General features: G+C 75.6%; 8 protein-coding genes. 4 read left to right on the top strand and 4 right to left on the bottom strand.

Annotated features, from left to right (window positions below; all coding sequences use genetic code 11):
• Positions 1-36: 36 nt before the first annotated feature.
• Complete coding sequence (gene lepB / locus ACFZB9_RS10640; RefSeq protein WP_391445661.1) at positions 37-1,005, bottom strand: signal peptidase I; 969 nt, start codon at positions 1,003-1,005, stop codon at positions 37-39.
• A gap of 130 nt (positions 1,006-1,135) precedes the next feature.
• On the opposite strand from lepB, the gene ACFZB9_RS10635 reads away from it, so the two are divergent.
• The gene (locus ACFZB9_RS10635) at positions 1,136-2,890 is read left to right on the top strand and encodes a hypothetical protein (RefSeq protein WP_391445659.1); all 1,755 of its coding nucleotides are present in this window, start codon (positions 1,136-1,138) and stop codon (positions 2,888-2,890) included.
• Between the two features lie 21 nt (positions 2,891-2,911).
• Here the strand turns inward: ACFZB9_RS10635 and ACFZB9_RS10630 are convergent, their stop codons facing one another.
• Positions 2,912-5,050 carry an NB-ARC domain-containing protein gene (locus ACFZB9_RS10630; protein WP_391445657.1) on the bottom strand — a complete coding sequence of 713 codons (2,139 nt, stop codon included), beginning with the start codon at positions 5,048-5,050 and terminating at the stop codon, positions 2,912-2,914.
• 205 nt (positions 5,051-5,255) lie between these two features.
• Here ACFZB9_RS10630 and ACFZB9_RS10625 point away from each other — a divergent pair, with 205 nt between their 5' ends.
• Both ACFZB9_RS10625 and ACFZB9_RS10620 read left to right on the top strand, forming a co-directional pair.
• Complete coding sequence (locus tag ACFZB9_RS10625; RefSeq protein WP_391445655.1) at positions 5,256-5,801, top strand: hypothetical protein; 546 nt, start codon at positions 5,256-5,258, stop codon at positions 5,799-5,801.
• Positions 5,802-5,837: 36 nt separating this feature from the next.
• Positions 5,838-5,999 carry a hypothetical protein gene (locus ACFZB9_RS10620; protein WP_391445653.1) on the top strand — a complete coding sequence of 54 codons (162 nt, stop codon included), beginning with the start codon at positions 5,838-5,840 and terminating at the stop codon, positions 5,997-5,999.
• 25 nt (positions 6,000-6,024) lie between these two features.
• Here ACFZB9_RS10620 and ACFZB9_RS10615 read toward each other — a convergent pair whose 3' ends face one another.
• Positions 6,025-9,153, bottom strand: a complete 3,129-nt coding sequence (locus ACFZB9_RS10615) for a BTAD domain-containing putative transcriptional regulator (RefSeq protein ID WP_391445651.1) — start codon at positions 9,151-9,153, stop codon at positions 6,025-6,027.
• Between the two features lie 96 nt (positions 9,154-9,249).
• On the opposite strand from ACFZB9_RS10615, the gene ACFZB9_RS10610 reads away from it, so the two are divergent.
• Positions 9,250-11,154 carry a helix-turn-helix domain-containing protein gene (locus ACFZB9_RS10610; RefSeq protein WP_391445649.1) on the top strand — a complete coding sequence of 635 codons (1,905 nt, stop codon included), beginning with the start codon at positions 9,250-9,252 and terminating at the stop codon, positions 11,152-11,154.
• Between the two features lie 22 nt (positions 11,155-11,176).
• Here the strand turns inward: ACFZB9_RS10610 and ddaH are convergent, their stop codons facing one another.
• Positions 11,177-11,998: a dimethylargininase gene (gene ddaH / locus ACFZB9_RS10605; protein ID WP_391445924.1), complete on the bottom strand. Its 822-nt coding sequence runs from the start codon at positions 11,996-11,998 to the stop codon at positions 11,177-11,179.
• Between the last annotated feature and the right edge of the window lie 45 nt (positions 11,999-12,043).

Raw genomic sequence — 12,043 nt, 5'->3', positions numbered from 1 at the left:
GCCCCACACGGCGTCGGCCCGTGCCCGTCGCCACCCTCACGCTCCGTCGGCCACCGGGCCCGCGTCCTGGCCCGGTCCCGCGTCCTGGCGCCGACGGCGGCGCCAGACGATCGGCAGCGCGCCCGCGACGGCGAGCACCGGCGGCGCGCCACCGGCCGCGGCGGCGGTGAACTTCTGCTGATAGGTGGCCGGGACGGGCAGCGTGGCCCAGTGGCCGACCGGCCAGGCCACCACGAACGCCCGGCCCACCACCTGGTCCACCCCGACCGTACCCCCGTCGAGGTCCTGGTTGTAGCGCGAGTCGCCGGAGTCCTGGCGGTGGTCACCCATCATCCAGAGCCGGCCCTTGGGCACCGTGACGGGACCGAACGGCTTGTCGTCGCAGGGCGTGTTCCCGGGGTAGATGTAGCTGTCGTCCAGCGCCTTGCCGTTGACCAGCACCGGCCCGCCCGCTTTGCACTCGACGGTGTCCCCGCCGATCGCGATGACTCGCTTGACCAGGTCCTTCTCGTCCCCCGAGGGCATCAGTCCGACGAAGCTGAGCGCCTGCTGCACGGCGTTCGGCTTCTTGACCTTCTCGCCCCTCAGCCAGTCGCCCGGATCGTGGAAGACCACCACCTCACCGCGTTCCGGTTCGGCGCCGAACCAGGGCGTCAGCTTGTCCACCAGGATCCGGTCCCCCGGCTGCAGGGTGTTCTGCATCGACTCCGAGGGGATGAGGAACGCCTGCACGAAGAAGATCTTGATCACCAGTGCCAGCACCAGGGCGATACCGACCAGGAGCGGCAGCTCCTGCCAGAACGGGCGCGACGTGCGGCGCTTCGCCCGCGGCACCTCTCCCTCCGACCCGAGGTCAGCGGCCCCACCCGCCGCCCCACCCACCGCCTGCGGCTCCCCTGCTTCCGCCGCCTGCGGCTCCGGCACCCCTGCCTCCGGTGCCGCCGCCCCGGGCACTGTCCGGTCCTCCCCCGCCGAGGATCCCCCGCCGACCGTCGTCTCCCCCACCGCTGCTCCTCCGCTCGCACCTGTGCCCGATTGACCGTGTGCCACCACCTCAACCCGCCACACCCACCAGGAGTTCCCCGCCCCGCACCCCGGGCGGCCCGGACACGGCGGGCGCACCCGGAAACCCCGAATGGCACTCCGCCGTTCGGTGGTTGACTACGATGTGGGGGGCTATGGCAACGGCGCTGCTAGGGAGGTTCTGACCCTGTTCGGACTCCTTGCCCGCCTGCTCTCCCCCAGGCGAGACGACGACCAGTGGGACACCTTCGAGATCAGGGCCGAGGTCCTCGCGGTGGTCCGCACGCTCACCTCGGCGACCCGGGTGCTGGACGTCCTCACGCTGCTCGGCGGGCAGGAGGGGGTCAGGTTCTACGTCACGATCAACCCGGGCTCGGCCTTCGCCGAGGGGCTGGACGGCTACCTCGGCTCCCTCCGGGGCTTCACCCCGCTGTCCTGGCGGGACGCCACCCGCCGGCGCTTCGACCTGGCCGTGGCCTGCACCGTCAACCGGTCCATGCACCAGCTGCGCGCGCCACTGCTCGTACTGCCGCACGGGGTCGGCTACAACCGGCTGGTGCGTCCGACGACCGGGGACAGCCACTCCCCGGCCGGCCTGTCGCGCCGGGAACTGACCTGGCACGGCAAGGTGATCCCGGCGGCGATCGGCGTCTCCCATCCCGAGCAGATCGAGCGGCTGCGGCACTCGTGTCCCGAGGCGGTGCCGTTCGTCCGGCTGGTCGGGGACCACTGCTTCGACCGGATGCTGGTCAGCCTGCCGGTGCGCGACCGCTACCGGCGGCGGCTGGGTGCCGTCGACGGCCGCAAGCTGGTGGTCATCAGCTCCACCTGGAAGAAGTACTCCTTACTGGCTCAGCACCTCGACCTGGTGCGGCGCTTCGTGCGGGAACTGCCACTGGACGAGTACGCCGTGGCCGTCGTCCTGCACCCCAACATCTGGACCCGGCACGCGCCGGAGGAGCTGCTCGGCGAGGCCCGGCAGGCGGGTCTGATGCTGATTCCGCCGCAGGACGGCTGGCAGGCCGCCCTGGTCGCGGCGGACTGGGTGATCGGCGACCACGGGTCGGTCTCGGTGTACGGGGCGGCGCTGGACCGCGTCACCCTGCTGGGCGCCACCGGCAGCGAGGAGTTGGACCCGCGGTCGCCGACCTACGCCTTCGGGCAGAACGCCCCGCGGCTGGACGCGCACGCCCCGCTGGAGCCGCAGCTGCGCCGGGCCGCCGAGCGCCACCGGCAGGGCGACGCGGCGGCGCTCACCGGTCTGGCGATCGGTGAGCACGAGCGCTCCGCCCTGCTCCTCGGTGAGATCATCTTCTCCTACCTGGACGGGATCGAGGCCCCCAAGGGCGAGGCCCGCCCGAGCTGTTACCCGGACCCGGTGCCGCTGGCCACCGGCCGTCCGACGGCCTACGACGTGGTGGGCGAGGTCACCGCCGACGGGGTGCGGATCCGCCGCTACCCGCTGGACTCGCACGACGGCCTGCCCCGCGGCCTGCGCGCGCTCACCGACGAGGAGAACGACCCGCGCCGCCGGCCGGGCGCCGACGTGCTGGCCCGCACCGAACCGCGCGCCGAGCTGGCGCCGCTGGACTGGCTGAGCCAGGTGCTGGACGAACTGCCGGGCCTGGTCGTCGCGGTCGCGGCCGTCGCCGAGGACCGCCATCTGCTGCGCCTGCGCACCGGGTTGCTGCTGCGGGCCGAGACGGTGCCCGCCTGGGAGGCGGCCCCGGACCGGCTCGATCCGGTGGTGCTCGGCGCCGCGGTCACCCTCTGGCTGACGGCCCATCCGGAGGCGGACCTCACCGGCACCGAGCTGGTGATCACGACCGGACGGAGCCACACCGTCCGCTTCACCGCCCACGCGTGAGCCCCCTGGGCTACCCCTGGGCTACCCCTCGGGACGCAACTCCTCGGCCGGCAACACTCCGGCGGCCCGGCGCAGTTCGGTGAGCCTGGCGTCCGCCGCCGCCGCGCGGGCCGGGTCGCCCGCCCGCAGCGCCACCTCGGCGAGCAGCGCCAGCGCCGCGTCCTCCTTGGCCCACTGCTCCTGGGTACGGGCCAGCTCGGCCGCCTCGGTCAGGCAGCCGAGCGCCGCGGCGGTGTCGCCCAGCGCGTCGTGGATCCGGCCGCGCAGCAGCCCCAGCCGCATCGCCATCCCCCGGTTGCTGTCCCGCGCCGCCTGCTCGGCCGCCGCCGTCGCCGCCGCCAGCGCCTCGGGCCCGCGTCCGGCGGCGAGCAGCCCCTGGGCCACGTTGTAGCGCTGCACGATGACACCGTGGGCGTCGCCCTCGTTGGCCGCCAGTGCCTGGTGGAACAGCTCCACCGCGGCTTCGGCCTGCCCGCGGGCCAGGCAGAGCAGCCCCTGGGTCTCCCAGAGCACCCCGCGCAGCCTCGGGTCGGTGACGAGCGTGAGCAGTTCGCCGGCCAGGTCCAGCTGCTCGGCGGCCCGTGGCTGGTCCGCCAGTTCGTAGTAGGCGCGGGCGAGTTGGTTGCGCATCCGGATCTCGGCGTCGGGGCGGCCGTCCCAACGGGCCGACTCGACCGCCAGCTGATGGGCCTCGATCCAGTCCCCGTACGTCTTGCGGCCGTGGTAGTAGGGCCACAGCGACTCGCAGAGCCGCCAGACCTCGCCGTGCCAGCCCTGCTGGACGGCGGTGCGCAGCACGGCCATCAGGTTCGGGCCCTCCCGGTCCAGCCAGGCGAGCGACGGGGCGGTGCCGGCCGTCGTCCGGGCCGGCGGCGGCTCCTGGAGCCGGAAGCGCCCGCCGGTGACCCGGGCGTCGGCCTCGGCCGCCTTCACCCGGTAGTAGCCGACGATCGAGCGCAGTACCTGCTGGTAGGCGGGCTCGGACACCTCGGCCCGGGCCCGGCGCCGGGCGTGCGCCCGGACCAGGGCGTGGCAGGTGTACTGCTCCTCCGGGGCCTCGGCCGGCGGTGCGCCGCGCGGTGGCTCGTCGGCGAGGTCGATCAGGTGGGCCACCAGGAGTTCCTCGGCGGCCTCGGCCACCGGCCCGCCGCCCGACCGCCCGCCGACGGTTTCGAGGAGGTCCAGCGTGACGCGCGGACCGGGGTGGATGCCGAGCAGGTGGTAGAGCTCGCGGGCCGGCCCGGACAGCGCCCGGTAGACCGTCTCGAAGATCTCGTCCACCGCGCCGTCGCCGCCGACGGCGGGCAGGGCCGCGCGCTGCCGGTCCTCGATCGCCGCCACCACGTGCCGCACGCCCATCTGCCGCCGGGTGAGCAGTTGGCCGCCGACGGCGCTGAGCGCCAGCGGCAGCCCGCCGCAGAGCTCGACCAGGCCGGCCACCTCGTGGTCACTGCCGCGGCCCGAGCCGAGCCAGCCGCGGACCAGTTCACTGCCGGCCTCGGTGCTCAACGGCGCCACCACCTCGGTGCGCGCCCCGTCGAGCACCAGGCTGTCCAGCCGGCGGCGGCTGGCGACCACCATCAGGCCGTCGGACGGCAGCAGCGCGCGGACCTCGGCGGCGTGCTCGGCGTTGTCCACGAACATCAGCAGCCGCCGCCCGGCGGTGACGGTGCGAAAGAGCTTGCCGCGCTCGCCCAGGGAGCTGGGGATGTAATCCTTGTGCACCCGCAGGGCCAGCAGCAGGCGCCCCAGGGCCTCGCTGACGTCCACCGCGCCCTCGTGCCGGCCGTCCGCGAGGTCGACGTAGAGGTCGCCGTCGGGAAAGCGGTCCCGCACCTTTCGCGCCCACTGGGCGACCAGCTCGGTCTTGCCCACCCCGCCCAGGCCGGTGAGGACGACGACGGCGGGGCCACTGCCGTCCCGGGAACGCTCCAGCGCCTCGCCGAGGACGGCGAGTTCGGCCGACCGGTTGACGAAGGTCCGGTGCGGCGGGCGGATCTGCCGCGGGATCCAGTCCGGCTCGGCCGCGTGCAGGTGCACCGCACCGATGTAGGAGCTCTGGACGAGCTGGTGCACGGTGCTGTCGACGACCGTGTTGCTGGTCGAACGGCCACCGACGCCCCGGGCGCCGCGTGCCTCGGTGCCTGCCTCGCGTTCCATGGTCCCCCTCGGCCGGTCTCAGCCCATGGTAGTGCCGCCCTGCCCGGATATCCGGTGGACCGGGCTTGTCCGACCATTCCCGGGCGGAACACTCCATCCGGTCGGGCGGGAACGGACCGGAGGGGATCGGGAACGGACGGGGAGGGGATCGGGATCGGGCGGTGGGACGGTCAGGCTGACCCGTTCCCTGCCGTAGGAGGCCGCTGTGACACGTCCCCCCGACCCGCCAGGCGCCGCCCAGCTGCGCGCCACGCTCCAGGAGCTGGCGGCCGTGGAGGAGTGGGCCCGGCGGGTGCGGGACGGCGGCGGCGGGGGTGGCGGGGGCGGCGGCCCGGACGGGGGCCCGGACGGGGGCCCGGACGGGAGCGGCCCGGACGGCGGCAGTGCGCACGAGGGGCTGGAGGGGCTGGAGGGGCTGGTGGGGTCGGTGTTGCGGGTGGAGACGATGACCGGGGGCGGGATGCACCGGGTGGTCGCGGTCAGCCCCGCGCCCCGGTGCGGCGAGGCTCGGCTCGCGGCGGTGCGCTCGGCGGTGCGGGCGCTGCTCGACCTGGCGGGCCATCAGGAGGGGCCCGCCCGCACCGAGGTGGCGCTCACCGAGGACGGTCCACGGATCGTGGCGTGCCGGCTCGGCGAGCCGACCACCGAGCCCGCCGAGCCCGCCGAGCCCGCCGGCGGGGTAGCGGGTGCTCGGGCTCGGCCGGTAACCCAGCGGGAACCGTACGGGAAGTGCCATGGCCACCATGGGTGAAGTCAGCAGCGCAGCACCTCACGCAAAGGACGTGCCATGGGACGCAAGCTCGCCGGACTCTTCGGGATCGTCGCCGCCTCACTGGTCCTGGGCCTGGGCACGGCCGCCGGGGCCGTGCACCCGCACCGGTCGGCCGGGCAGCGGGTGCTGGCCGAGGACAAGGGCCCGACGAGCATCTCCCCCGTCGCCATGCCGTGAGGACCCCGGCGGGGACCAGCCGGCCTCACCCGCGCCGGCGCTCCGCCGGCACCCCCAGCACCGTGAACAGGCGCTCGGCCGCCGCGTGGTGGCCGGCCGCGCCCGACTGGCCCAGGGCCTCGGCCGCCCGGGCCAGGCCGGCCAGCGCGTAGGCCTCCTCGGTGCGGTACTCGATGCCGGCGGCGAGGTGGTGCGCCTGGGCGTGCAGGGCCAGCGCCGCGGCGTGCTCGCCGCGGCGGTGCAGCAGCCGGCCGGCCGTGTTCGCCACCTTGGCCCGGCGCAGCGGCGAGGAGCTCGACTCCACCAGCGCCAGCGCGCGGGCCAGTTGCTCCGTGGCCCGCTCCGGCTGCCCCAGCCGGAGCGCGACGTCCGCCGACAGGGCCAGCGCCAGCGCGACCTGGCCGGGCTCCTTGGTCTCGTCGCACAGATCCCGTGCCTGGCGCAGCTGTTGCTCGGCCTCGGCGAAGGATCCAAGGCCCAGCAGGGCGGCGGCCAGATCGGTCAGCGCCACCAGTTCGTTCTCGTGCCGGTCCAGCTGCCGGCCCAGTTCGACCGCGCGGCGGGCCGCCTCGGCGGACTCCTGGTAGCGCCCCCACTGCTCGTACAGCGCGCTGAGCAGCGTCAGGCTCTCGGCCTCGGCCCGCACCGAACCCAACTCCCGTTCGTGGGCGATCGCCCGGGTCAGGTGGTCGAGCGCCTCGGGGAACCGGCCCAGCAGGCTCTTGTAGAGGCCCAGGGTGCTCTCGCTGTGCGCCTCGGTCTGCCGGTCGCCGAGTCTGGCCGCGACGTCGCGGGCCTGCTGGGCGACCTCGACGCCCTCGGCGAAGTGGCCCAGCTTCCAGCAGGCGACGCCGAGGTTGGCCAGGCTCACCCCCAGCAGCGCCAGATCGCCCAGCCGGCGCGCGGCGGTGACCGCGATCCGGCCCAGCGCCTGGAACTCGTCCAGGTGGCCGCGGGCGTGCAGCTGGAACATCACGTTGCGCGCCAGGCAGACGGTGTGCCGGTCGTAGCCGTCCCGCTCGGCCAGCGCGACGGCCGAGCGCAGCGCGGTGTGCTCGCGGGTGAACCAGGCCTGGGCCCGGGCGGTGTCGGCCAGGCCGGGCAGTTCGGCGCCGGCCTGCGGCATCCCGGCCAGGCTCCGGCGCCGGCCGGGGAACAGCTGCTCGCAGGCCGCCTCGGTGGCCGACAGGTAGTAGTCGAGCAGCCGCTCCACGGCGGCCGCGTCCGCCGCCCCGGTCGGGGTGCCGCGCAGGCTCTGGGCGAAGCTGCGCACCAGGTCGTGGAAGGTGTAGAGGTCGATCTCCGGCTGCTGGAGCAGGTGGACGTCGAGCAGCAGCTCCAGCACCGACTCGGCCGCCCGGGTCCCGGTGCCCAGCAGCGCGGCGGCCGAGTACACGTCGAGTTCCCCGCCGGGGTGCAGGGCGAGCAGCCGGAACGCCGAGCGGCTCTGCTCGTCCAGGGTCTGGTAGGACAGCCGCAGCGTCGCGGCCACGCTGCGTTCGCCGGAGCTGAGTTCGTCCAGCCGCCGGGTCTCGTCGCGCAGTCGGTCGGCCAGGTAACGCAGGGTCCAGCGCGGGCGGTTGCGCAGCCGCGCGGTGGCGATCCGCAGGGCGAGCGGGAGGTGGCCGCAGAGCCGGGCCAGTTCGGCGGCGGCCTCGGGCTCGGCGGCGATCCGGGCCGCGCCGAGGATCTCGGTGACCAGGCTCGCGCTCTCCTCGGGCGCCAGCACGTCGATGGAGATCCACCGGGCACCGTCCAGGTCCACCAGGCGGGCCCGGCTGGTGACCAGCACCAGGCAGCCGGGCGCGGTGGGCAGCAGCGGGCGCACCGCGGCGGCGTCGGCGGCGTTGTCGAGCAGCAGGAGCAGGCGCCGGCCGACCAGGGTGGCCCGCCACAGCGCGGTGCGGCCCGCCACGTCGTCCGGGATCCGGTCGCCGGGCAGGCCGAGCGCCCGCAGCAGGGTGTGCAGCGCGGTGCCGGCGCCGACCGGCGGTTCGCCGGGGGCGTGGCCGCGCAGGTCGATGTGGAGCTGGCCGTCCGGGTAGGCGGCGGCCAGCCGGTGCGCGGCCCGCACGGCCAGCGAGGTCTTGCCGCTGCCGCCCATGCCGTCGATGGCCACGATCCGGGTCCGCGGGCCGCCCTCCTGCTGGGCGCAGGCGAGCAGTTCGGCGAGTTCGCGGTCGCGGCCGGTGAAGTCGGCGAGGTCGTAGGGCAGGGTGCTGGGCGAGTCGGTGCGGGGCGAGGGCGGCGGGGCGGGGGCCGGGGCCGGTGCCGGAGCCGGGTGGGGCGCTGCTGACGGTGGGTCGGCCGGTGGCAGGGGCGACGGGGACGACGGGGGCGTCAGGGGCGGCCGGGACGACGGGGCCGGCAGGGGCAGCGGGGTGGTGGCGTCCGGTTCGGGGTTGTCGCGCAGGATGCTCCGGTGGATCCGGGCCAGGCCCGGGCCGGGGTCGATGCCGAGCTCCTCGACGAGCAGCTCGCGGACCCGGCCGTACTCCTCCAGCGCCTCGGCCTGCCGCCCCGAGCGGTAGAGCGCGAGCATCAGCTGGCCGCGCAGGGTCTCGCGCAGCGGGTGCTGGTGGATGAACTGGCGCAGGTCGACCACCAGCTCGGCGCTCTCGCCCAGCCCCAGCCGCAGGTCGAAGAGCTGCTCGGCGGCGGCCAGTCGGCGCTCCTCCAGCGCGGTGGCCGCGGCCTGGATCACCGGGCCGCCGGCGCCCGAGAGGACCGGGCCGCGCCAGAGCGCGAGCGCGCCGCGCAGCGCCTCGCCCGCCTCGGCGGGCCGCCCCGCGGCCGCGGCCTGCCGGGCGGTGCGGACCAGGGCTTCGAACTCGGTCAGGTCCAGCTGCCCGTGGGTGAGCTGCGCCCGGTAGCCGGGGCCGTCGGTGACCAGGATCTCGCCGCCGTCCAGCATGCTCCGGCGCAGCTCGGCGACGGCCTTGCGCACCTGGTGGGAGGCGGTGGCGGGTGGGTCCTCGGCCCAGACCGCGGCCACCAGCCGGGAGACCGGCAGCACCTTGCCGGGCTCCAGCAGCAGGGTGACGAGCACCCGCTCGCGGATCGTCCCGCCGAGTCGGAGCCTGCGTCCGTCCTCCCAACCCTCCAGCGGGCCCAGGATGTTGAAGCGCAGCCCGCTCCGAGCGCCCGAAGGCATAGTTCCCCCTACCCCTTCTCACCCCGCAAAGATCGCCGCGGTGGAATATCGCCGCGGCCGAACATCGGATCATCGAACTGAACTGGCCCCCGCTGGATGATAAGCCGCGAGCTGATCACGCGGTACCGCCCGGGATGCCGGTACTGCCCGCGGGATTCCGGTACCGCCCAGGGATGCCAAGGAAAGCCAAGGGATGCCAGTGGGAAGCCGCCGCGGGCGGCGGTACCGCGCTGGGAAAAGATCGGGAAGCGCCTCGCGGAAGCTGCTGCCATCGGACGCCCCGCCCGGACCGGCCCGGACCGGCCCCAGGATCTCACCGACCACGGAGGTCATCTGATGGATGTTCAGGCTTCAGTCCAGGTCCCAGCTCCGGCTCCGGCTCCGGCTCCGGCTCCGGCTCCGGCTCCGGCTCCGGCTCCAGCCCCATCGGCCGGACTCGGCGCCCTGCTGCGCAGCGCGCGCCGCGGCGCCGGACTCACCCAGGAGCAGTTGGCCGGCCTCTCGACGGTCAGTGTGCGCGCCATCCGGGATCTTGAGCAGGGCCGGGTCCAGCATCCGCGCAAGGACACCATCCGGCTGCTCGCCGACACCATGCGGCTCAGCGGCACCCGCCGGGCCACCCTCGAACTCGCGGTCGAGAGCGCCTCGGTCGGCAGCGCCCTGGGCGAGCTCCACGGCACGGAGCTGGCCCCGCCGCCTGCCCCGCTGCGGCCGCTGACCGGGCGCGGGGCCGAGCTGCGGGCGCTGACCGCCCTGCTCGGCGCGGAGCACGAGCGGCTGCTCACCGTGGTGGGCCTGCCCGGTGTCGGCAAGTCACGGCTCGCGCAGGAGGCGGCGCTGCGCTTCCACGCCCAGGCCCAGGCGCCGGTGCTCTGGGTGCCGATGGACCGCACCGCCCAGGAGCCGCCCGCGATGCCGCGGCGGCCGCAGTCGGCCCTGGCCGGCTGGGTCAGGTCGCTCCTCGGGCAGGGCGGGAACAGCGGCGGCCTGGACGAACTGGCGGCTGTGGTCCGGGACAAGCCCACCCTGCTGGTGCTGGACGGCTGTGACGCGGCGCCGGGCGGCCGCAGTGCCGAACGCCGCGGTGGCGACCTCCGGGGCAGCGACGGGTGGGGCAGCGCCGGGCGGGGCGAAGACGGGTGGGGCGCAGACGGGTGGGGCGGCGACGGGTGGGGGCCCGGGCTGCTGGGCCTGCTGCGCTCCTGCGAACGGCTGAAGGTGCTGATCACCAGCCGGCGCCCGGCGCCGGCGCTGGACGGCCGGCTGCTGCCACTGGCCCCGCTGCCGCTGCCCGCCGGGCCCCTGCACCCCGGCGGACCGGGGGCGGCCTCCCCCGTCGGGCCGGGCGGGCCGGCCGTGGAGCTGATGCTGTCGTACGTCGGCCACCTGCGCCCGGACCTGCTGCCCACCGAGTCGGTGGTCGCCACCGTGGCCCGGATCTGCCACGCGCTGGACGGGCTGCCGCAGGCCCTGGAGGCAGCCGGCTCCTGGCTGTTGCTGTACTCCCCCGAGCAGTTGCTGGAGATCGTCCGGAGCACGCCGCTGGCGCTCATCGACGGCGCCGCTCCGGCACTGCCCGGCGACGGCCCCGGGCTGAGCGGGCTGCTGGCCGACACGCTGCGCGGCCTGAGCCCCCGGCTGGCGGCACTGTTGCGCGCGGTGGCCCCGCTGACCGGCCCCTGGACGGTGGAGGCGGCCGCCCGGGCGCTCGGCATCCCGCCCACGGCGGCGGCCCGGGACGTGCACGCGCTGCTGCTGCACGGACTGCTGCGCCAGCTGCCGGCCACGGCGGGCGGGCCGGCCCGGTTCAGCGTGCTCAACCTGGTCCGGCAGCTGGGCCTCGCGCAGCCTTCGGCGCCCAGCGCACCCGCGCTCGGCGCACCGTCGTCCAGCGTGTCGTCGCCCGCTGTATCGTCGCCCAGCGCACCGTCGCCCTGCACGGCGTCGGCGCGGGCGGCCGTGGCCGAGCCGGAGCCGGTGCTGGCCGGGGCGTTCGGGTGAGCGGTTGCGGCCGGCCGGCCGCTCAGCGGTCCGCATCGGCGGGCCGCAGCTCCAGCGTGCAGCACTTGACGCTGCCGCCGCCCTTGAGCAGCTCGCTCAGGTCCACGCCGATCGGGTGGAAGCCGCGCTCCGCCAGCTGCCCGGCCACGCCCCGGGCCGCCTGCGGCAGCACCACGTTGAGCCCGTCGCTCATCGCGTTGAGCCCGAACGCCTCGGCGTCCGCCCGCCCCACCAGCAGGGCGTCGGGGAACAGGCGCCGGAGCAGGGCGCGGCTGTGCGGCGCGAACGCCTCGGGGTGGTACATGATCTCGTCGCCGTCCAGCACCGCGAGCGCCGTGTCGAGGTGGTAGAAGCGGGGGTCCACCAGCTCCAGGCCGATCACCGGGCGGCCGAACGCCTCCTCGACCTCGCGGTGCGCCTCGGGCTCGGTCCGGAAACCGTAGCCCGCCAGGATGCGGCCGCCGCAGGCCAGCAGATCGCCCTCGCCCTCGTTGACGCACCGGGGCCGGTGGATCTCGGGGAAGCCGCGCTCCCGGAACCAGTCCAGGTAGGCGTCGCCCTCGGCGGCCCGCTCGGCGTTGCGGAACCGGGCGCCGAGCACCTTGCCGTCCACCACCGTGGCCCCGTTGGCGGCGTACACCATGTCGGGCAGCCCCGGCCGCGCCTCGATCAGCTCGACGCTGTGCCCGAGCGCGAGGTAGAGCCGGTACAGGCGCTCCCACTGGGCGGTGGCCAGCGCGGCGTCCACCGGGACGGTCGGGTCCATCCACGGGTTGATCGCGTAGCTCACCTCGAAGGTGGTCGGACGGCACATCAGCAGCCGACGGGGACGGGCGCGGCGCACCGGCGGCGCGGAGACGGGCGCGGGAACGGGCGCGGGTGTGAGCAG

Source organism: Kitasatospora sp. NPDC008050, from assembly GCF_042957465.1.
In the GTDB taxonomy this organism is placed as follows: Bacteria; Actinomycetota; Actinomycetes; order Streptomycetales; family Streptomycetaceae; genus Kitasatospora.
This window is presented reverse-complemented; position numbering and strand designations above follow the sequence as displayed.